Below are 21,504 nucleotides of genomic sequence, written 5' to 3'. Positions count from 1 at the left end.
ATGAGCGATCGTATTTTTGCCTCCGTCTGGCTGTTGCTGTGTATCGCCGGGTTGTTTATCGCCTGGCAGATTCAAAGCGAATACAGCTACGAACCGGTCGGGCCCCGCCCCTTCCCGATGCTGCTGCTCGGCCTGATGGCCTTGTGTTCGGTGTTGATGCTGTTGCGCCAACCGGATGCCATACATTGGCCCGCGCCAGCCACACTGAGAAAACTTATTGTCCTGTGTCTGATGTTGATGCTGTATGGCTGGCTGTTTGAACGCATGGGGTTTGCCCTCTGCACCACCCTGTTGACCTTCGGCATCGGTCTGCTGTTTGGCGCACGCTGGTGGGCAGCGGTGATTTCTGGTGGCGTGATGGGCATCGCACTGTTTTACGCCTTCGATCATCTGCTGGATGTCACGCTGCCGGTCGGCAGTTGGTTCAGTTAACGGGAGATTATGATGGATACCTGGTCTTTTCTGATGCAGGGTTTCGCCGTCGCCATGACGCCGGAAAACCTGATGATCGCCCTGATCGGCTGCTTTATCGGCACCATTGTCGGACTGCTGCCGGGACTTGGGCCAATTAACGGCGTGGCAATTCTGATGCCATTGGCATTTGCCCTGCACTTACCGGCGGAATCGGCGCTGATCCTGCTGGCGACGGTGTATATCGGCTGTGAATACGGCGGTCGCATTTCGTCGATTCTGCTAAATGTGCCGGGCGATGCCGGAGCGATTATGACCGCGCTGGATGGCTATCCCATGGCACAACAGGGCAAAGCCGGGGTGGCGCTATCGATTTCGGCCGTCAGTTCGTTTATTGGCTCCACCATCGCCATCATCGGCATCATCTTGTTCGCCCCTTTGCTGGCAAACTGGTCGCTGGCCTTTGGTCCGGCGGAGTATTTCGCCTTGATGGTGTTCGCTATCGCCTGCCTCGGCAGCATGATGAGCCACAACCCACTGAAGTCGTTCCTCGCCGCGTTGATGGGATTGGGAATGGCAACGGTGGGCGTTGATGCCAACACCGGCGTCTATCGCTTCACCTTCGACAGCGTGCATCTCTCCGACGGTATTCAGTTCGTGGTGGTGGTGATTGGCCTGTTCTCGGTGAGCGAAATTCTGCTGATGCTGGAATCCACCAGCAGCGGTCAGAAGATGGTGCGCGCCAGCGGCCGGATGCTGTTCAACATGAAAGAGGCGGCGATGTCGACCGGAGCGACCCTGCGTGCCTCTTTTATCGGCTTCTTTGTCGGCGTGTTACCCGGTGCCGGAGCAACCATTGCCAGCGCCATCGCCTACATGACCGAGAAAAAGATCAGCGGCAGCGATCAGTTTGGTAAAGGGGACATTCGCGGCGTGGCCGCCCCGGAAGCGGCCAATAACGCCTCGGCCTGCGGTTCGTTTATCCCGATGCTGACGCTGGGCATTCCCGGTTCCGGCACCACGGCGGTGATGGTCGGCGCGCTGACGTTGTACAACATCACCCCCGGTCCGGCGATGTTCACCGAGCAGCCGGATATTGTCTGGGGATTGATCGCCGCGCTGCTGATTGGCAACGTGATGTTGCTGATTATGAACATCCCGATGATTAACCTGTTCGCGCGCATGCTGACCATTCCGCTGTGGTTTTTGGTGCCGGCGATTGCGGCAATTTCCGCGGTGGGCGTCTATGCGGTGCACAGTACCACCTTTGACTTACTGTTGATGGTGGGACTGGGGATTTTTGGTTACATCCTGCGCAAGATGGATTTCCCGATGTCACCGTTGATCCTTGGCTTTGTGCTGGGGGAGATGCTGGAGCAAAACCTGCGACGCGCGTTGTCGATCAGCAACGGCAACCTGCCGATTCTGTGGGAAAGCCTGATCTGCAAAGTGCTGCTGGTGTTGGCCGTGGCGGTGCTGATCGTTCCCCCCATCTGGAAACGCTGGCGACGTAAACGTGTGAAACTGGTCGAGGTAAAATAATTCCCTGCCCTCTGCTGCCCCCGTGGATTTCCCGGGGGCATTTGCTATCATATGGCCTCGTTTTTCCGGCGCACCCGGATCTGACTCGGTTTTCAAGGATTCCGCCATGCAACCTATTAGCGGTCCCGGTGTGCCCGCGGGCGATCGTTCCCCTCTCACCAACGCAACTGGCCGTCCCGGTGGCCCCGCTGGCGAGCAGCCATTAAGCCCTGCCCAGCGCACCACACTGGAACGTCTGATTGTGCGTATCATGTCGCTCAGCACCCTGAAAGCCCCGGAACTGTGGGCTGGCGTCCGTCATGAAGTTGGCGTAAAGAATGATGCGGAACTGCAATCGCGCCATTTTCCCGCTGCTGAGCAGCATCTCAACAGCCGCCTGACGCAAGTGCAGGACAGCCACGCCACGCGCCAGCTGTTGCAGCAATTGCTGGAAAAACTGCCGCAGGGTAATAACCGTCAGGCGGTGAGCGACTTTATCCGCCAGCAGTTTAATCAGACGGTGCTGAGTGCGTTGTCGCCGGATCAATTGCGTCAGGTGCTGACCATGTTGCAAAACGGTCAGATGGCCATCCCGCAGCCGCAACAAACGCGCAGCAGCGATCGCACCCTGCTGCCGGCTGAGCATCAGGCGCTGAATCAGCAAGTAACGCGTCTTGCCGCCAGTACCGGCGAATCGCCGGTTAAAGTGCTGGAAGACGTGCTGAAGCTGGTGAATCTGAAGAGTGGCGACCCGATCCCGTCACGTCACTTCCCACTGCTGACGCAATATTTACAGGTGCGGCAAACGTTGAGCCAACAGAGCGCGCCAACACTGCACATGCTGGAAAGCTCGCTCAAACAGCCGTTAACCCCCAGCGAACAACGCCTGCTGGAGGATTACAGCCAACAACGTTTCCAGGCCACACCGCAGATGGTACTGACCCCAGCGCAAACACAGGACTTACTGAATCTGCTGTTCAGCCGTCGCGCCGAGAAAAACCTGGAACAGCCGCTGGCTGGCAGCGAACTGCACCCTCAACCGATCTGGGCGCCGTGGGTTAGCCAACTGCCTGCGCCGCTGGCGCAGCGCCCAGCGTTGACCCTGAGCCTGGCGCTGGTAGTGTTTATTTTCCTGCTATGGGTTTTTCTGTGATTTAACAGCCGCACGATGCAGCCGGTGCCGCCGCAGGCCATTCGCCCGGCGCACTGCCCCATGCCATCGGGTGACCATCACGCTTCCAGAAATCCAGCCCGCCAATCAGTTCCTTCACCTGAAAGCCTAATGCCGCCAGCTTCAGCGCCGCCTTGGTCGAGCCATTGCAGCCAATGCCGTCGCAATAGGTGATGTAGACTTTTTGCCGATCCAGATGCGCGGTGGTGGCGGCGTTGATCGTGCGGTGCGGGAACGAGATCGCGCCACAAAGATGCCCGGCCTGATACACCGCATCCGATCGGGCATCAAACACCACGATCGCCTCACAACCGTTCGCCATATCTTCGGCTAAGTCCCAGGCGTCGGTGTAGTACGCCAGCTTATGTTGCAGATACGCCAGGCTGGCAGAGGGGCTGGCCGGGGGGAAGGCTAAGACAGATGACATCGTATTCTCCTGCTTTGAATTTCCTTCAGTGTAAGGCAAAGTGGTCTGCATATTGATACCACTTTTCATCCGATGATAAGACCACAATGACCTCTTCACCTTTGCTGACCCTGTTCAGCCATCAAAGCCAGGGCGGTCTGCGCGATCGGTTATGCGGCACGCTGCGTCAGGCAATTGCCAGCGGTCATCTGCGCTACGGCCAGAAAGTCCCTTCCAGCCGCCAGCTCGCCACTGACCTCGGCCTCTCCAGGGTGACGGTCGAAGCCGCCTATGCCCAACTGGAGAGTGAAGGTTATCTGCAACGCCATAGTGGACGCGGTACGTTTGTCGCGATTGCCATGCCACAGCGCGCACCGACCGTCCAGCCGCGCAACGGCCTGCGTTTCTCGGCGCGCGGCAGCCAGGTGCTGGCGACCGGGGGTTGTCAAGACCCGCCCTTTCCCCACGCTTTTGCCGCCGGTTCACCGGAATTGCGCGCCTTTCCGCATACGCAATGGCGGCGTATCAGCGCCAGCGTGCAACGTTCACTCGCCAGCAAAGTCATGGGCTATGGCGATCCCTGCGGTTATGCGCCTCTGCGGCAGGCACTGGCCGATTATCTGGCGCTGTCACGCGGAGTACGCTGTAGCGCCGAACAGGTGTTGATTCTGACCAGTTCGCAACAGGCGCTGCAACTGCTGGCATTGATGTTTCTGGATAGCGGCGACGATGTCTGGCTGGAGGAGCCGGGCTATCCCGGCGCTCGGAATGCGTTTCTCGCTGCCGGAGCCCGCTGCCGGGCGATGCCGTTGGATGAAGCCGGAGCCGTGCCACTCGAGGGCAGCGCAAAGCTGGTCTATCTCACCCCGTCACACCATTATCCGACCGGGACACCGATGAGTCTGGCGCGTCGCCTTGCATGGCTGGCCTGGGCGCGTCAGCAGGATAGCTGGTTGATTGAGGATGATTATGACAGCGAATTTCACTACGACGAACGCCCTCAGCCCGCGTTACAGGGGCTGGAAGCGGATAGCCGGGTAATCAGCCTTGGCACCTTTTCCAAAACCTTGTTTCCTTCGCTGCGTCTGGCGTGGATGGTGGTGCCTCCTGCATTGGTGGATGCGCTGGGCCGCGCGCGTAGCGTATTGGATGGACACGGCGCGTTGCTGCCGCAGGCGATCACCGCCGAATTTATCCAGCAGGGACATTTCGCCAGCCATTTGCGCCTGATGCGTCAGTTGTACCACAGCCGTCGTGATGTGCTGTTGCAACAACTCACCACACGCTGCGCCCCCTGGCTGACACCGTTGCCAGCAGCGGGCGGTTTACAACTGACAGTGCGTTTATTGCAGGGGGATGAAGCAGCATTAACCACTCAGGGACAAGCACAGGGATTGTTGCTGCCGCGCCTGTCCCCGCTCTATGCCGGACAGACGCGGCAGCCGGGTTGGATATTGGGTTTTGCCGCGCTGACGCCCGGTGAGATCGTCAGCGCCTGTGACAAGCTGGTTACGCTGCTGTCGCGCTGCGGGCAAAACGCCAGGTGACCATGATACCCAGCACCGCACAACAGGCACCCGCCGCATAGACCGAGCCATAGCCCAGCGCCGTTGCCAGCAAACCGGTCAACGGACCGCTGGCACCGTAAGCGATATCCTGGAACGCAGAGAAACCACCCAGCGCGGTGCCGCGAATCTGCGGTGAGACGCGTTTTATCACCTCAACACCCAGTGCCGGGAAGATCAGCGAACAACCACTGCCAGTCAACGCAGCGCCCAGCAGGGCTACCCAGCCCTGTCCGGCCAGTGCCAACAGCGTCAGACCCGCGGCTTCAACCAACAGCGAAACCATCGCCACCCGCGTTCCGCCGTGGCGGTCCGGCAGGCCGCCAAAGAACACCCGCACCAGCACAAAAGCACAACCAAAAGCGGTGAGTGCCAGACCGGCATTGCCCCACTGCTGGGCGGCAAAGTACAACGAGGTAAAGGTGCCGATTACCGCAAAGCCGGTGCCCTGCAACGCCAGCGCCAGGCCAGGCTGAAAGATGGTTTTCACCACACTAAACAGCGAAGGTCGTTCACCGCCCATTACCGGTACTGGGGCGATCCAGCTATTTAATGCCAGCGCCAGTAACGGCAACAACAGCGCCACCCCCCCCAGGGCAGCAAATCCGGCGTATTGATGAACCAGCAACCCAAGCGGCGCACCGGCGGCCAGCGACCCATAAATCGCCATACCATTCCACGACATCACCAGTCCGGATCGCCGACTGCCAACCAACCCCATGCCCCAGGTGAGATTACCCGTCAGCAGCAGGCTTTCACCAAAACCGAGCAGCAGACGGCCAATCGCCAACAGGCCAAACTTTGCCCACGGCGACACCGGCAACAGCGCTGCCGCCAGATAGGCCACGCCGACCAGCGCAATGGCGATCATGCCATGTTGGGTAGTGAGCTTAGCACCGTGCTGATCGGCCCGCCGTCCGGCAAAACTGCGTGTCAGCAAGGTGGCAAAGAACTGAATCCCCACCGCCACACCAACCATGACGTTGTTCATGCCCAGCTCCTGGTGGACATACAGCGGGATGACCGGCAGCGCGAGCCCCGCCGTCAGATAAGTGAGAAACACCGCAAAGGAGGTGCAGGCTAAAGGAAACACAGATTGCGTCTGCGCATCGGCAGCAGTAGACATAATGGACGTAACTCCTTGTTCTGAGACGTGCCATGCAGGCGAAAACCAGACACACGCACGTCTTCTGTAATTAACAGAAACGGGTGCGTTGGTTAACGTGAACGCTTACGTATTACGCGATGAGGGGATAGATTGTGGCAAGCGAAACGGAGAATGTCAAAACAGCGAGGGCCGGATTAACCGGCCCTCGTGGCATTCTGGTACTGAATCTTATGCGTGATATTTACGCATCGTCAGGGTGGCGTTGGTGCCACCAAAGCCGAAGCTGTTGGACATCACGGTGGTCAACGCTTTTTCCGTCGGCTGAGTAACGATGTTCATGCCTTTCGCCGCGTCGTCCAGCTCTTCCACGTTGATGCTTGGTGCGATGAAGCTGTGTTCCAGCATCAGCAGGGTGTAGATCGCTTCCTGCACGCCCGCCGCACCCAGTGAGTGACCGGTCATGGCTTTGGTAGCGGAGATGTACGGCGTGTTATCACCGAACACTTCGCGAATCGCACCCAGCTCTTTCACATCACCAACCGGGGTAGAAGTACCGTGGCTGTTGAGGTAGTCGATCGGGGTATCAAGACCCTGCATCGCCATCTTCATGCAGCGCACTGCGCCTTCACCTGACGGTGCGACCATATCCGCACCATCAGAGGTTGCGCCGTAGCCAACGATTTCGGCATAGATATGCGCGCCACGCGCCAGTGCGTGTTCCAGCTCTTCAACCACCACCATACCGCCGCCGCCAGCGATAACGAAACCATCACGGTTCGCATCATAAGTACGAGAGGCTTTTTCCGGGGTTTCGTTGTATTTGGTGGAGAGTGCGCCCATCGCATCGAACTCACAGGCCATTTCCCAGCTCAGTTCTTCGCCGCCGCCAGCAAATACCACATCCTGTTTGCCCAATTGAATCTGCTCAACCGCATTACCGATGCAGTGTGCCGAGGTAGCACAGGCGGAGCTGATTGAGTAGTTAACGCCGTGGATTTTGAACGGTGTTGCCAGACAAGCGGAAACGCCAGAGGCCATCGCTTTGGTCACCACGTACGGGCCAACGGCTTTCAGGCCACGCGGGCTACGCATCGCGTCAGCACCGAAGACCTGGAAACGCGGAGAACCACCGCCAGAACCGGCGATCAGACCCACGCGTGGGTTGCTCTGATACTGCTCTTCGGTCAGGCCAGAATCTTTGATCGCTTCGGCCATAGAAAGGTAAGCGTAAATGGAGGCATCACTCATAAAACGCACGATTTTGCGATCGATAAGCCCGTTCGTATCCAGTTTTACATTACCCCATACGTGGCTGCGCATACCGGCTTCTTTCATCTCTTCGGAGAAAGTAATGCCAGAACGGCCTTCACGCAGAGATGCCAGCACCTCTTGCTGGTTATTACCAATGCTGGAAACGATACCCAGGCCAGTAATCACTGCACGTTTCATTCAAATAGTCCTCATTCCACTTCTTTTGGATTGACGTGCACTCTAGCTTACAGTTGTAAGCCGAACAAGTCCGATCAGCCATTTCCTTTTGTAAATTTGCGTCATGTGACGGCACTCGCTAAAATCACGCCACTGCCTGAAAAATGAGCCTTTCCCTTGAAGTTATCCCCGGTTGAACACGCACAACTTAACTGGAACGAACAGGGTACACCTGTTTCGCAAGCCTTCGACGACGTTTATTTCTCCAACGACAATGGTCTGGAGGAGACACGCTATGTGTTTCTCAATGGCAATGGCCTGCCGCAACGCTTCCACGATCACGATCGCGACCTGTTTATCGTGGCGGAAAGCGGCTTTGGCACCGGGCTTAACTTCCTGACCTTATGGCAAGCCTTCGACCATTTTCGCCGCCAGCACCCAACAGCCCACCTGAAACGCCTGCACTTTATCAGCTGTGAGAAATTCCCGCTGACGCAGCAGGATCTGGTCGCAGCGCATGCGCACTGGCCAGAACTTCACCCCTGGGCCGAACTGTTGCAGCAGCAATGGCCCGCGCCATTGGCGGGTTGCCAGCGTCTGCTGTTTGGCGGCGGTGAGGTCACCCTGGACCTGTGGTTAGGCGATATTAACGCGCTAATTGATACCTTTGATGACAGTCTGCATCGTCAGGTAGATGCGTGGTTCCTCGATGGCTTCGCCCCGGCGAAGAATCCGGAGATGTGGACAGCAGGATTATTTGCCGCGATGGCACGCATGGCACGTCCTGGCGGTACGCTGGCGACCTTCACCTCGGCCGGTTTTGTGCGTCGCGGTTTGCAGGAGGCGGGTTTTCACGTCAGCAAACGCAAAGGTTTTGGTCATAAACGCGAGATGCTGACCGGCCAACTCCCTGATGCCCCCGCCCTGCCACAGCGCCAGCCCTGGTATGCACGCCCGCAGGCGGCGGGCCAGGAGGTGGCGTTGATTGGCGGTGGCGTCGCCAGCGCGGTACTGGCGCTGGCGCTGTTGCGCCGTGGCTGGCACGTCACCCTTTATTGTGCCGATGCCGCGGCCGCGCTGGGTGCATCGGGTAATCGTCAGGGAGCGCTGTATCCGCTGCTCAATCAGCATGATCCGGCGCTGGCTAACTTTTTCCCCGCTGCATTCAGCTTTGCCCGCCGTATCTATGATGCACTGCCGGTGGCGTTCGAACATGACTGGAGCGGCGTGCTGCAACTCGGTTGGGACGAGAAAAGTGCTGACAAAATCGCTCAGATGCTGAGTATGGGGCTACCGCACGACATCGCTTACGGTGTTAATAAAGAAGCAGCAGAAGCGCTGGCAGGCGTTGAGCTGGGAATGGGCGGCATTTACTACCCACACGGTGGCTGGCTGTCACCGTCAGAATTGACCAGCAACCTGCTTGAATACGCGCAAACGCTGGGATTACGCGTGCACTGGCTGCATCGTGTGACCCGGCTGACATCGCAGGATGACGGCTGGACACTGAGTTTTGCTGAACAGCACGATGTCCGGCATCAACAGGTGGTGCTGGCAAATGGTCACGCGTTGCTGGATATCGAGCAGAGCCAGGATCTACCGGTATATGCGGTGGCGGGCCAGGTCAGCCATGTGCCGAGCCACCCGGCGTTAGGCGCATTACGCAGCGTGTTGTGCTATGACGGTTATCTCACGCCGGTCAGTCCAAATTATGCGACCCACTGTATCGGAGCCAGCTACCATCGTGGCGATACCGCGACGGATTACCGTGCCGATGACCAGTTGGAGAATCGTCAGCGACTGATCAATTGCCTGCCTGGCACCGACTGGCCTGAAAAAGTCGACGTCAGCGGCAGCGAGGCGCGTATCGGCGTTCGATGTGCCACGCGTGACCATCTGCCGATGGTCGGTAGCGCGCCGGACTATGACGCCACCCTGACGCAGTACGCCACGCTGGCAGAACAGCGGGCACGCGGGGAAACTATCGCCACCGCGCCGTTGTACCCGGGATTGTTTGTGCTGGGGGCGTTGGGGTCGCGCGGTTTGTGCAGCGCACCGCTGGCCGCAGAAGTGCTGGCGGCACAAATGAGTGGCGAGCCGCAGCCGCTGGATGTTACTACCCTGGCGGCACTGAATCCGAATCGCTACTGGGTGAGGAAACTGCTGAAAGGGAAGAAGGCAGGACGCCCGTAACAGCGCGATTTATCGCGCCGTTACGGAAGCGGCTTAGACGGTCTGACGCGCCTGGTTAAACAAGTTTTCCCACATACCCACTACCAGCGCCTGGTCGCGTGGTGACAGCTCACCGGCGGCGATGGCTTTTTGCAGGCTGTTAGTGACCTGAATCTGTAGCGCTTCCGGCGTATGCTCGCCACTTTGTTCAATTTCGGCCACCGCCAACGTCAGGTGTCCACGCAGATAACCGCCAGCAAACAATTCGTCGTCACTGGCGTGATCCACCATATCGTCAATCAGCGCCAGAATGCGTGACTCAAATTCTACGATCATCTCAATTTTCCTTCATTAATGGTCACAGATCTTCCGGCCAGGGAAACTGTGCCGCAGTCAGCGCAGGGGTGCCGTAATAATCTCGTAATGCCTGAATAAACCGTGCCGGGCGCGCCGGAATGCCTTGCTCAAGGTAGGTCATCACCTGGGTATGCACCTTCCGCTGAAACGCAATGCGATCTGGCTCACAATCTCCTTCGAGATTGTCACAACTTACGTTGAAGGGAAAGCCTGCCGCCATACAAAACATCCACTCCAGCGCCTGCGGCTTAATCTCCACCGATTCAAACTGGTTTTGCGTCTGCGCATCACGCCCGTCCGGGCAATACCAGTAACCGAAATCCACCAGCTTACGCCGCGCCTCACCGGCGATACACCAGTGGGAAATTTCATGCATGCCGCTGGCGTAAAAACCGTGCGCAAAGACGATGCGATGCCACGGTGAGGTTTCATCTGCCGGAAGATAAATGGGTTCGTCGTCGCCTTTAACCAGACGCGTCTGAAACTCGTCCTGAAAGCAGCTATCGAACACGCTAATCAGCTGCTCGTAATGGTGTGTTGTACTCATGATGTCATTGTTCTGTTGAAAACCGGCGTCATTGTCGCATCGGCTGCCGGTATTGACGAGTGTTTGATCACAGGGTGGCCATCCATGCCAGCAATGCGCTGCCGTGACTATCCCATAACAGTTTGGCGCTCATCACCGCAGAGACCGTCACCACCATCGGGCGGATCAGTTTCTGACCACGGCTCAGCACCAGTCGCGCGCCGAGTCTGGCACCGCAAAACGCACCCAGCAGCATAATCAGGCCGGTGCCCCACACCACCTTGCCACCAAACATAAAGAACAGCAGGCTGCCGAAGTTGGAGGTGAAATTGAGGATTTTGGCGTGCGCGGTCGCTTTAGCCAGATTAAAACCACACAGGGTGACGAAAGCCAGCGCGTAAAAGGAACCGGCACCGGGACCGAAGAAGCCATCGTAAAAACCGACACAGCCCCCGCCCACCAGCGCATAAGCCAAACCGTGCAGGCGCTGCGCACGATCCTGCTCACCAATACGCGGCATCAGCAGGAACCATAGGCCAATGCTGATCAGCAGTAGCGGCAGTACCTGGCGCAGAATATCGGCCTTGATATGCTGGATCAGCACCGCACCGCAAATCGCGCCGATAAAGGTCATGGCGATATTCAAGCGCTGTGCTCGAAGGTTAATTACCCCACGACGCACAAAGTACAGGCTGGCGGAGAAAGAGCCGCCGACCGATTGCAGCTTATTGGTGGCTAACGCCTGGGCCGGGGAAAGTCCGGCCGCCAGCAGTGACGGCAGGGTCAACAGGCCACCCCCACCGGCAATGGAATCAATAAAAGCCGCCAGCACCGAGACCCCAAATAACACCACCAGCACCAGAGGGCTGGCTACAAACCATTCCATAATGTTGTTACATCCCTGTTATAACAGATGGTTATCCAACAATGCCTGACACGAAGCGGGCAGCGGTGGCGGTTCTTTTTTGACCGGGGCCGTGGTGCCTGGCTGTTTCGGCAGGAACCAGCTTTCCAGTTCCGCACCACAACCGTCTCCCGGAGGCGGCGCAGGTTGATCCTGACACTCCAGACTCCCCGGCGGGCAGCGCAGTCGGACATGCATATGTGCGCGATGCGCAAACCACGGACGCACTTTATTCAGCCAGCCGCGATCGCTTCCTGCATCGGCGCAAAGCTGCTTTTTGATCGCCGGATTGACGAAGATACGTGTCACTTCATCATCTTTCGCCGCCAGTTTGATCAGGCTATCGATCTGCGGCTGCCAATGACGCGCCACCACCTGCTTGCCATCCGGGGCGACCAGGTCGAGAGGTTGTGGTTTTAACAGTTGCTGCGCCGTCCAGCGATTGCGTGGCAGTTGCAACCAGATATCGACATCCAGCCCGGTTTGGTGGCTGGCGTGACCGCTGCTAAAACGTCCACCTGCCGCCATACCCATATCCCCAATCAACACCTGCCCCAGTTGCAGTTGATGCACCTGGTTGCTGAGACGCTGAATAAAGGCGATCAAATCAGGATGACCAAAATAGCGGTGCTGGTCCTGACGCATCACCTGGTAATCGGGCGAGTTCAACGGCAATTGTTGGGCACCCACGATGCAGCCATTGGCAAAACTGCCAATTGACTGTGGCGCACCGCTAATCGGTTGATAAATTTGCTGCCACGGTGTGGCAGCATTGACGGCGGCGGTACACAGCAGCGCGGCAAGGGTAAGCAGCAGACGACGCATCGATTTACCAGCGTGGAACAGTGGAGTTAACGTCAGCACACTGCGCACGCTGGCGCAGCAGATGATCCATCAGCACGATCGCCATCATCGCTTCAGCGATCGGCACCGCGCGGATACCGACGCAGGGATCGTGACGACCTTTGGTGATCATCTCAACTTCTTCGCCGTCACGGGTGATGGTTTTACCCGGTACGGTGATGCTCGAAGTCGGTTTCATCGCCAGGTTCGCGCTGATGGTCTGGCCGCTGCTGATACCGCCGAGAATACCGCCCGCATGGTTGCTCTGGAAACCGTTAGCACGGATTTCATCGCGATGCTGGCTGCCACGCTGGTTCACCACCGCAAAACCGTCGCCAATCTCAACGCCTTTCACGGCGTTGATGCTCATCAGCGCATGGGCCAGGTCAGCATCGAGGCGGTCAAACACTGGCTCACCGAGGCCCGGTGGGACATTCTCTGCCATCACCGTCACTTTGGCACCAATGGAGTCACCCTCTTTTTTCAGCGCACGCATCAGTTCATCCAGCGCTTCCAGCTTGTCAGCATCCGGGCAGAAAAACGGGTTTTCTTCGACAATGCTCCAGTCCTTCAACTCACAAGCCACATCGCCAATCTGCGCCAGATAACCACGCACCTGAATGCCGTGTTTCATCTGTAGATATTTTTTGGCGATGGCACCCGCCGCCACGCGCATCGCAGTTTCGCGTGCCGAGGAACGGCCGCCACCACGGTAATCACGCAGGCCGTATTTTTGCTCGTAGGTGTAATCTGCATGGCCGGGACGGAACAGATCTTTAATGGCGCTGTAATCCTGGGAACGCTGGTCGGTGTTCTCAATCAGCAGGCCAATTGAAGTGCCGGTGGTCACACCTTCAAACACGCCTGACAAAATTTTCACCTGATCCGGCTCGCGGCGTTGGGTGGTATAACGCGAGGTGCCAGGACGACGACGATCGAGATCGTGTTGAATATCGGCTTCGGTCAGAGGGATGCCCGGCGGTACGCCATCGACAATACAGCCCAACGCAATACCGTGCGACTCGCCAAACGTAGTTACTCGAAAAAATTGTCCGATGCTGTTTCCGGCCATGCTGAATCCTTGTTGCGTTGTTCGCTTTTAGTCTTTAAAGAATGAGAAATGATGCTGCGCGTCAACGATTTGCTGACGAGTCAGCATAAATACGCCGTCGCCACCGTTGTCGAACTCCAGCCAGGTGAAAGGCACATCGGGATACTGTTCGATCATATGCACCATGCTGTTGCCCACTTCGCAAATCAGCACGCCCTGCTCGCTCAGGTAATTTGGCGCACAGGCGAGGATACGACGCACCAGCTTCAGGCCATCGCTACCTGCGGCCAGCCCCAGTTCCGGTTCGTGACGATATTCACCCGGCAAGTCATCCATATCTTCGGCGTCGACGTAAGGCGGGTTGGTGACGATCAGATCGTATTTCACCTCTGGCAGGCCACGGAACAGGTCGGCACGAATCGGGGTTACGTGGTTCAGCAAACCATGTTCTTCGATGTTCTGCTCTGCGACCGCCAGTGCATCGGTGGAGATATCAACGGCATCCACCTCGGCTTCCGGGAAAGCATAAGCGCAGGCAATGGCGATACAACCGCTACCGGTACACATATCAAGGATATGGTTTGGGTTTTCGGCGATCAGTCCGGCAAAACGGTTGTCAATCAATTCGCCAATCGGCGAACGTGGCACCAGCACGCGCTCGTCAACGTAAAATTCATGGCCGCAGAACCAGGCTTTGTTAGTGAGGTAGGCCACCGGAATGCGCTCGTTAACGCGGCGAATTACGCGTTCAACGATACGATGACGCTCGCTGGCAGTCAGGCGCGCATGGCGCATATCTTCCGGGATATCCAGCGGCAGCCAGAGGGTGGGCAGGACCAGTTGTACCGCTTCGTCCCAGGGGTTGTCTGTGCCGTGACCGTACCAGATACCGGCCGCAGAAAAACGGCTGACGGCCCAGCGCAGCATATCCTGAATGGTGTGCAGTTCGTTGACTGCCTCATCGACGAAAATTTTGTCCACGTAGCCCTCCAGCAGGCCATAAAATCAATCGGCCGATAGTTTGCCACGAAGCCGGGCAGAATTCAGCGCGGCGAGGCGAAAAAGCTGACATTTGTTAACACTTAAAGGTAAGGTAGGACCTCAGAACCCCCCGCCATTCCTGAAGATACCAATTGAGACATGAGTAAAAAGACGCCGCTAAGCCAGGACGATCAGGCGCTGTTCCGCCAGTTAATGACCGGAACACGCAAGCTGAAACAGGACACCATCGTGCATAAACCGGTGGTGAAAACGCGTGAAGTTCCGCTGAAAAGGCTGCTTTCCGAACAGGCCGATAATAGCCATTATTTCTCCGACGAGTTTCAGCCGCTGCTGTCCAGCGACGGGCCGGTGCGTTACGTGCGCGCCGATGTCAGCCATTATGAGTTGAAAAAACTGCGGCGTGGCGACTACACCCCGGAGATCTTTCTCGATCTGCACGGCTTAACCCAGATGCAAGCCAAGCAGGAGCTGGGTGCGCTAATCGCCGCCTGTCGGCGCGAGCACCTGTTTTGCGCCAGTGTGATGACCGGGCACGGCAAACACATCCTCAAGCAGCAAACGCCGCTGTGGCTGGCACAACATCCGTGGGTGATGGCGTTTCATCAGGCACCAAAATTGTTCGGTGGCGATGCAGCCTTGCTGGTATTGATTGAAGTGGAAGAGTGGCAACCGCCAGAATTGCCTTGAGGGATGGGGCCGCCGCAGCGGCCCATAGCGGGATTACATCGCTTTGGCCAGTTTCGAGGGACTGACCTGCCACTCCAGCTTGCCTTCGCAGGTTGCCGGGTCAAAATTGACGCAGGCAATGGCGGAGGTTGCGAACATCGGTGGCGTTTCCTGCGGGCACAACTCGGAAACCAGATACCCCACCAGCGGCAGATGCGAAATCACCAGTACCGATTTCACCCCTTCGTTCGCCAGCGCCTGTAAATAGCAGGCCACCAGCCCCGGATCGCCACCCGGCGTCAACTCTGGCAACACGTCCTGCCCTTCCGGCAGCGTCAGGGCTTCGCGTACCGTTGCCAGGGTTTGCCCGGCACGCAGATAGGGGCTGACCAGCACCCGTTCGATATCCAGCGCCTGGCCGTTGAGCCAGCTCGCCATCTGGCGTGATTCGTCACATCCGCAAAGCGTGAGTGGTCTGACTGAATCACTTGCTGCTTCCAGAGCCGCATCGCCATGACGCATGATAAAAACTTGCATAAAGCACCGCTGTTGTTTGTCGATATCATCCGGTACCACAGCACCAGACGCTTCATTCTGCGAATGAACGCTGTGTTTTACCGCAATGGCTTCAGTATAGTCAACCGGTTGTTTATTAAATAAGCATATCTCAGAATGCTACCGCATAAGCCTTATCCGAACCGTCTTTCTAACCCGCTGAATCTGTAAGCCTATTCAGATTTGTGCAGAAGTGTAAAATTTCGTTTGCTCTTGTACCGCTGTCATCAGAGTGTCACAAGGTGCGAAACGATCACCGTGCTGCTGCATTAAGGCGTTTAATGTATTGACCATTTCTGCGGCACCCAGCGTGTCCATATAACGGAAGGGGCCGCCCAGGAACGGCGGAAAACCGATGCCAAACACAGCGGCAATGTCGCCATCACGCGCGCTGCGAATCACCGCTTCGTTCAGACAGCGAGCGGCCTCATTCAGCATCATCATGACGCAGCGCGTGGCGATTTGCCCTTCACTTTGCCTGGCCTGCGGTTTGATGCCGAGCAGCGTGTAAAGCGACGGATCGGCTTTGCGTTTCATCGGGAAACGTGCGCGCTGATATAAATAGAAGCCTTTGCCGTTTTTACGTCCTTTGCGATCGTCAGCCAGAATCGCCGCGACGGCCTCCGGCGCGCTAAAACGATCGCCATATGCCTGTTGCAGAATCGGGCTGATTTTGCTGCCAACGTCAATCCCCACCTCATCCAGCAACTGCAACGGCCCCACCGGAAAGCCGAACTTCACCAGCGCTCGATCAATATGTTCAATTGGTTCGCCTTCCAGCAGACAACGCATCGCTTCATTTATATAGGGCGCCAGAATACGGTTGACGTAGAAGCCCGGTTTATCCGCCACCACCACGGCGGTTTTACCCTGCTGGCGCGCCAGCTGCACGGTAGTCGCCAGGGTTGCTGCCGAGGTGGTTGCGTGCGGGATCACCTCCACCAGCGGCATTTTGTCTACCGGACTGAAAAAATGCAGACCGATCACGTTCTCCGGGCGCTGGGCTTTGGCAGCAATGTCGCCAATCGGCAGCGATGAGGTGTTGGAAGCAAAAATGGTATACGGCTGACAATGGCTTTCAATTTCTGCCACCATCTGCTGCTTCAACGCCAGATCTTCAAATACCGCCTCAATCACCAGGTCTCGCCGGGCAAATCCCTGATAATCCTGCGTTCCGCTAATTAACGCCATCTGTTGCTGACGTTGAGCCGCCTTGATCTGGCGGCGTTTCAGGCGCTGCGTCAGGCGATCCCAGCTATATTGCAACGCATGATTAATGCCGCTGAGGTTAATATCGCGAATACGTACCGGCAATCCGGCATTCAACGCCGTGACGCTGGCGATACCCCCGCCCATCAGCCCGCCACCGAGCACGCCGATATGCTGAAGCTCGCGCGGTTCAGCATCAGCAAAGGCTTCTTTCTTTATCGCCGTGGAGGCAAAGAATAAACTGCGCAGCGCGACCGATTCGCGGGTCATCGCCAGTTGTCCAAAGGCACGCGCTTCTGCTTCATGACCGGCGCTGCTACCTTGCTCCAGCCCGCTACGCACCACCTGTAAAATACGCTCGACAGCCGGATAGTTGCCGTGGGTTTTGCTGTCGGTCTGACGTTTTGCCAGCGCGAACACCACCTGTCGGGCGATTGGCCCTTGCAACAGTCGATCACGGCATGGCAGCGTTCGCAGCGTCTTTTTCCCCTTCAGCACTCGCGCAATGGCGGTTTCCAGCAGAATGGATTGCGGGACCGCGTCATCAACCAGCCCCAGCTTTAGCGCCTGCTTCGCCCGCAGTTGTTTCCCGGTCAGGATCAACGGCAGCGCCTGCTGAAGACCAATTAACCGTGGCAAACGTTGCGTACCGCCAGAACCGGGCAGCAATCCCAACTGAACTTCCGGCAGACCCAAACGGGTTTTGTCATCCAGCGAGCAGATACGTGCATCACACGCCAGCGCCAACTCCAGCCCGCCCCCCAGGCAGGCACCGTGAATCGCCGCCACGACAGGAAACGGCAGCGCCGCAATAGCCGCCATCACTTCTTGTCCCTGCCGAGCCAGCGCTTCGGCGTCATCCGCCGTCTGACAGCGGTCAATCATGCTGATATCCGCGCCAGCGATAAAGTTGTCACGTTTACCGGAGATCAATACCAGCCCGACCAGCTCGGGATCGCGGCGGGCTTCTGCCAGCACCGCCTGAATTTGCGGCACAAATTCAGCTTTCAGGGTGTTCATCTTCTCGCCCGGTACATCAATGGTGATCACGCCAATGTGATCGAGGCGCATATGCAGGTGGAACGCAGAATCATGCATTATTCGGCCTCCAGTACCATTGCGGTGCCTAAGCCACCCGCTGCACAGGCGGTCACCAGTCCCAGCCCGCCACCGCGTCGCCGTAATTCCTGTAACGTCTGGGTGATCATCCGCGCGCCGGTCGCGGCGAAGGGATGACCATAGGCGATCGATCCCCCCAGCACGTTAAAACGTTCTTCATTCACCTCACCTAGCGCATGCGGGCGGTTTAACACCTCGCGCGCAAAGCGTTCATCATTAAACATTTTCAAATTTGCCAGGGTTTGTGCGGCGAAAGCTTCATGCATATCAATCAGGGTCAGGTCGTTGAGGCCAATACCAGCACGCTCCAGCGCCAGAGGCGAGGCATAGGCCGGTCCCAGCAACATATCCTGCCAGACATCAATGGCGCTAAACGCGTAGCTGCGTAGATACCCAAGCGGAGTGATGCCCAACTCACGCGCACGCCCTTCACGCATCAGAATCACGGCGGCTGCACCGTCGGTAAGCGGCGTGCTGTTGGCGGCGGTTACTGTGCCATGCTGACGGTCAAACGCCGGACGCAGCCGCGCATAGTCGGCAGCGCTGGCGTTAAAACGGACGTTGTTATCCTGCTCGATCGGGGCTTTCCACGGCGGCACAAAGGCAGGCATCACTTCCTGTGACAGCACACCAGATTGCCATGCACGCGCCGCACGCTGATGTGAACGCAGGGCTAACGCATCCTGCTGCTCGCGGGTGATGCCGTGCGTTTTCGCCATCTGCTCGGCGGTGTCCCCCATGCGCAGTCCGGTGGAATACTCAGCCACCGCCGGTGGCACCGGCAACAGGTCACGCGGGCGCAGGCGACGTAAAATTTGCAGCTTCTGGCTGAAGCGACGCGCTTTGTTAAGATCAACCAGCGCGCGCGCCAAGGTTTTACTGACGCCAATCGGCAATACCGAAGAGGAATCCGCGCCGCCAGCGATACCGGCATCAATGCTACCCGCCATCAGGCTTTCCGCCACATTTGCCACTGCCTGAAAACTGGTGGCACAGGCCCGGCTGACGCTGTACGCATCGGTATGCACGCTCAATCCACTACTCAACACGATTTCACGGGCGATATTGGGTGCTTCCGGCATTTGCACCACCTGGCCGAACACCAGTTGGTCGATAACCTCCACCGGCAATTCGCTGCGGGCCATTAATTCGCTCACCACCATCCGTCCCAGCTCCAGCGCCGGGATACCATGAAAATCACTCGCCTGGCGGGCAAACGGGGTACGGAGTCCGTGGGTTATGGCGATGCGTTCGCCCTGACGCGTCAGCAGCGGCTGCGCTTTGCTCATTGCCTGTCACCTGTGCTATTCGACCGGGGCGTCATTGCCCAAAGAGGTCTGACCTGATCATCAGTGTTAACCAGGAGCGCGTAAGTCGCCAATATGCAGAGGAAAAAAGTGCGAGGAGAAACACGAAATTAACAAACACTGCCGGAACCAAGTCCGGCAGTTGGGGGGATTAGCGCAGACCGAGCTGGAAAATCAGGGATTCTGCCTGACAGGCGAAGATGAAATCGATATTCAGGCGCACGCCTTCGGCTTCATTCTCCAGTTGTGGGCGGATATCGCACGGCTCGGATTCAACCTGTCGCGCCCGCTCACTCAGGTGCTTCAGCATCGCTTCAGCCGCATGGCGGTCGGCAAACAATCCAGACCAGCTGGCAGTGCAATCGGTGTTGTCGACAACAGTCCCCACATCAACGCAGCAGCAGGCTGCGGTTTCGTTGGCGCTGCATTTATTAATGGCATCAGTCATGGCTTTCTCCTGACGATAAAACAGACAAAAAGGAATTTTTTCTGCCACAAAGTGTACGCCTGAAGCCTTACCGTCGCCACGCTCAACCTGCTAAGTGACGAATATCACACTAAAAATTGATCCAAAACAAATTTGACTCGCTATGCTGGAACGTAACGGCAAGGATTTTGTTAAGCAGATCTGATTTTATCGATCAAATTGGAAATATTTTAAAAACATTATTGCAACAAATACACAGGTCCGACCTATACTCGTCGCACTGGTCTGATATGTGTCTCTGTCGTCAGTCCCTACAATCCGCCGACCCTTGTTACGCGATGTAACAACGTTTAATAATAATTGATGAGGTTGTGGTCATGAACCATAAGAACCTGTTTGCAAAGTCAGCTGTGGCAGCTGCAGTCGCGCTCGTCTCTTCTCATGTTTACGCTGCTGGCTTTCAACTTAATGAATTTTCAGCAATCGGATTAGGCCGTGCCTATTCAGGTGAAGGCGCAATGGGTGATACCGCCGCCTCCGCCAGCCGCAACCCTGCAACCATGGCGTTGATGGACCGCCCCGAGTTTTCAATTGGTGCGGTGTATATCGACCCGGATGTGAATATTAGCGGCACCAGCCCAACGGGCCGTAGCCTCGACGCCAAAAACATCGCCCCGAACCAGTGGATTCCCAATATCCACTATGTGCACCCGATTAACGATCAGTGGTGGGTGGGGGCTTCGGTCACCTCTAACTATGGCCTGGCGACAGAATTTAATAACGGTTACACCGCAGGCGCTTACGGCGGTACTACCGATTTAACCACCGGTAATTTTAATATCAGCACCGCTTATCGTCTGAATGAACATTTCAGTTTTGGTATCGGTTTTGATGCGGTGTATGCCAAAGCGAAAATCGAACGTTACGCCGGTGAATCTGGTGCTGCGCTGGGTCTTCCGGCTAATACCCAAATCGCCCATTTGAAAGGCGACGAATGGGGCTATGGCTGGAACGCTGGTATCCTGTATGAAGTGGATAAAAACAACCGCTTTGGCTTTACCTATCGTTCTGAAGTGAAAATCGACTTTGATGGCGATTACAAAAGTGACCTGCCGACCTCTGTTAACGCCATTAACCAGGCGATGGGTTTAGGTCTGCCGTATGCCACAGGGGGATCGACGATCCCAGGTTCACTGACACTCAATCTGCCGGAAATGTGGGAAGTGTCTGGCTGGCATAAAGTTGCGCCACAATGGGCGGTGCACTATAGCCTGACCTACACCAGCTGGAGCCAGTTCCAGGAGCTGAAAGCCACCAACAATGGTCAGACCCTGTTCTATAAAGATGAAGGCTTCCACGACGCCTATCGTATCGCGCTGGGTACCACCTATTTCTACGACGATAACTGGACCTTCCGTGGCGGTATCGCCTTTGATGACAGCCCGGTACCGGCAGATAAACGTTCTATCTCGATCCCGGACCAGGACCGTCTGTGGCTGAGCGCCGGTGCGTCCTATGCGTTCAACAAGGATGCGTCAGTGGATATTGGTATTTCCTACATGCACGGCCAGAACGTAACGATTAAAGAAGGTGACTACACCTTTAGATCGGAAGGGAAAGCGATGCTGTATGCAGCAGGCTTTAACTATAAGTTCTGATGAATACGGGTGTACATTGTTGTGCACCCCGTTCGTAGCGGCGCGATAAATCGCGCCGTTACAAATAAGAAGGCGGCTAAATCAGCCGCCTTCTTTTC

At 57.0% G+C, this 21,504-nt stretch carries 20 protein-coding genes; 7 read left to right on the top strand and 13 right to left on the bottom strand.

Annotated elements, in window-relative coordinates; all coding sequences use genetic code 11:
- The 3 genes from CTZ24_RS14665 (at position 1) to flk (ending at position 3,085) form a co-directional block, all read left to right on the top strand.
- Positions 1–432, top strand: a complete 432-nt coding sequence (locus tag CTZ24_RS14665) for a tripartite tricarboxylate transporter TctB family protein (protein ID WP_021185112.1) — start codon at positions 1–3, stop codon at positions 430–432.
- A gap of 12 nt (positions 433–444) precedes the next feature.
- Positions 445–1,953, top strand: coding sequence for a tripartite tricarboxylate transporter permease (locus CTZ24_RS14660; RefSeq protein WP_208725563.1), 1,509 nt, complete (start codon positions 445–447; stop codon positions 1,951–1,953).
- A 106-nt stretch (positions 1,954–2,059) separates the two neighbouring features.
- Positions 2,060–3,085, top strand: a complete 1,026-nt coding sequence (flk, locus tag CTZ24_RS14655; protein ID WP_208723899.1) for a flagella biosynthesis regulator Flk — start codon at positions 2,060–2,062, stop codon at positions 3,083–3,085.
- Between the two features lies 1 nt (position 3,086).
- On the opposite strand, the gene CTZ24_RS14650 is transcribed toward flk, so the two are convergent.
- Positions 3,087–3,530: a rhodanese-like domain-containing protein gene (locus tag CTZ24_RS14650; RefSeq protein WP_208723898.1), complete on the bottom strand. Its 444-nt coding sequence runs from the start codon at positions 3,528–3,530 to the stop codon at positions 3,087–3,089.
- 86 nt (positions 3,531–3,616) lie between these two features.
- Between CTZ24_RS14650 and pdxR the strand changes: the two genes are divergently transcribed.
- Positions 3,617–5,056 carry a MocR-like pyridoxine biosynthesis transcription factor PdxR gene (gene pdxR / locus CTZ24_RS14645; protein WP_208723897.1) on the top strand — a complete coding sequence of 480 codons (1,440 nt, stop codon included), beginning with the start codon at positions 3,617–3,619 and terminating at the stop codon, positions 5,054–5,056.
- Here the strand turns inward: pdxR and CTZ24_RS14640 are convergent.
- Both CTZ24_RS14640 and fabB read right to left on the bottom strand, forming a co-directional pair.
- A complete protein-coding gene (locus tag CTZ24_RS14640; RefSeq protein ID WP_208723896.1) occupies positions 5,019–6,200 on the bottom strand; it encodes an MFS transporter in 1,182 nt (393 codons plus the stop codon). The genes pdxR and CTZ24_RS14640 overlap by 38 nt on opposite strands.
- 210 nt (positions 6,201–6,410) lie before the next feature.
- Positions 6,411–7,631: a beta-ketoacyl-ACP synthase I gene (fabB, locus tag CTZ24_RS14635; RefSeq protein WP_021185117.1), complete on the bottom strand. Its 1,221-nt coding sequence runs from the start codon at positions 7,629–7,631 to the stop codon at positions 6,411–6,413.
- 156 nt (positions 7,632–7,787) lie between these two features.
- On the opposite strand from fabB, the gene mnmC reads away from it, so the two are divergent.
- Positions 7,788–9,803 carry a bifunctional tRNA (5-methylaminomethyl-2-thiouridine)(34)-methyltransferase MnmC2/FAD-dependent 5-carboxymethylaminomethyl-2-thiouridine(34) oxidoreductase MnmC1 gene (mnmC, locus tag CTZ24_RS14630; RefSeq protein WP_208723895.1) on the top strand — a complete coding sequence of 672 codons (2,016 nt, stop codon included), beginning with the start codon at positions 7,788–7,790 and terminating at the stop codon, positions 9,801–9,803.
- Positions 9,804–9,836: 33 nt separating this feature from the next.
- On the opposite strand, the gene CTZ24_RS14625 is transcribed toward mnmC, so the two are convergent.
- The 6 genes from CTZ24_RS14625 to prmB form a co-directional block, all read right to left on the bottom strand.
- A complete protein-coding gene (locus tag CTZ24_RS14625) occupies positions 9,837–10,118 on the bottom strand; it encodes a YfcL family protein (RefSeq protein WP_036626867.1) in 282 nt (93 codons plus the stop codon).
- A 22-nt stretch (positions 10,119–10,140) separates the two neighbouring features.
- Positions 10,141–10,686: an elongation factor P hydroxylase gene (locus CTZ24_RS14620; protein WP_208723894.1), complete on the bottom strand. Its 546-nt coding sequence runs from the start codon at positions 10,684–10,686 to the stop codon at positions 10,141–10,143.
- A gap of 67 nt (positions 10,687–10,753) precedes the next feature.
- On the bottom strand, positions 10,754–11,551 hold the full coding sequence (locus CTZ24_RS14615; RefSeq protein WP_021185121.1) for a sulfite exporter TauE/SafE family protein: 798 nt from the start codon (positions 11,549–11,551) through the stop codon (positions 10,754–10,756).
- An 18-nt stretch (positions 11,552–11,569) separates the two neighbouring features.
- The gene (gene mepA, locus CTZ24_RS14610) at positions 11,570–12,394 is read right to left on the bottom strand and encodes a penicillin-insensitive murein endopeptidase (protein ID WP_021185122.1); all 825 of its coding nucleotides are present in this window, start codon (positions 12,392–12,394) and stop codon (positions 11,570–11,572) included.
- Between the two features lie 4 nt (positions 12,395–12,398).
- Positions 12,399–13,484: a chorismate synthase gene (gene aroC / locus CTZ24_RS14605; RefSeq protein WP_021185123.1), complete on the bottom strand. Its 1,086-nt coding sequence runs from the start codon at positions 13,482–13,484 to the stop codon at positions 12,399–12,401.
- A gap of 27 nt (positions 13,485–13,511) precedes the next feature.
- The gene (gene prmB / locus CTZ24_RS14600) at positions 13,512–14,444 is read right to left on the bottom strand and encodes a 50S ribosomal protein L3 N(5)-glutamine methyltransferase (RefSeq protein WP_208723893.1); all 933 of its coding nucleotides are present in this window, start codon (positions 14,442–14,444) and stop codon (positions 13,512–13,514) included.
- A 159-nt stretch (positions 14,445–14,603) separates the two neighbouring features.
- Here prmB and smrB point away from each other — a divergent pair, with 159 nt between their 5' ends.
- Positions 14,604–15,152, top strand: a complete 549-nt coding sequence (smrB, locus tag CTZ24_RS14595; protein WP_021185125.1) for an endonuclease SmrB — start codon at positions 14,604–14,606, stop codon at positions 15,150–15,152.
- Positions 15,153–15,185: 33 nt separating this feature from the next.
- Here smrB and sixA read toward each other — a convergent pair whose 3' ends face one another.
- The 4 genes from sixA to CTZ24_RS14575 form a co-directional block, all read right to left on the bottom strand.
- Positions 15,186–15,668, bottom strand: coding sequence for a phosphohistidine phosphatase SixA (sixA, locus tag CTZ24_RS14590; RefSeq protein ID WP_036626869.1), 483 nt, complete (start codon positions 15,666–15,668; stop codon positions 15,186–15,188).
- 195 nt (positions 15,669–15,863) lie between these two features.
- Complete coding sequence (gene fadJ / locus CTZ24_RS14585) at positions 15,864–17,993, bottom strand: fatty acid oxidation complex subunit alpha FadJ (protein ID WP_208723892.1); 2,130 nt, start codon at positions 17,991–17,993, stop codon at positions 15,864–15,866.
- Positions 17,993–19,303 carry an acetyl-CoA C-acyltransferase FadI gene (fadI, locus tag CTZ24_RS14580; protein ID WP_208723891.1) on the bottom strand — a complete coding sequence of 437 codons (1,311 nt, stop codon included), beginning with the start codon at positions 19,301–19,303 and terminating at the stop codon, positions 17,993–17,995. The genes fadJ and fadI overlap by 1 nt, the downstream gene beginning before the upstream one ends.
- A 169-nt stretch (positions 19,304–19,472) precedes the next feature.
- Complete coding sequence (locus tag CTZ24_RS14575) at positions 19,473–19,769, bottom strand: YfcZ/YiiS family protein (protein ID WP_208723890.1); 297 nt, start codon at positions 19,767–19,769, stop codon at positions 19,473–19,475.
- A gap of 356 nt (positions 19,770–20,125) precedes the next feature.
- Between CTZ24_RS14575 and fadL the strand changes: the two genes are divergently transcribed.
- On the top strand, positions 20,126–21,406 hold the full coding sequence (gene fadL, locus CTZ24_RS14570) for a long-chain fatty acid transporter FadL (protein ID WP_208723889.1): 1,281 nt from the start codon (positions 20,126–20,128) through the stop codon (positions 21,404–21,406).
- Positions 21,407–21,504 lie beyond the last annotated feature (98 nt).

Origin of the sequence: Pantoea phytobeneficialis (genome assembly GCF_009728735.1) — a bacterium.
GTDB classification, from domain to species: Bacteria; Pseudomonadota; Gammaproteobacteria; order Enterobacterales; family Enterobacteriaceae; genus Pantoea; species Pantoea phytobeneficialis.
Note: the sequence above shows the minus strand (reverse complement) of the source record. Positions and strands in the feature narration are given on the sequence as shown.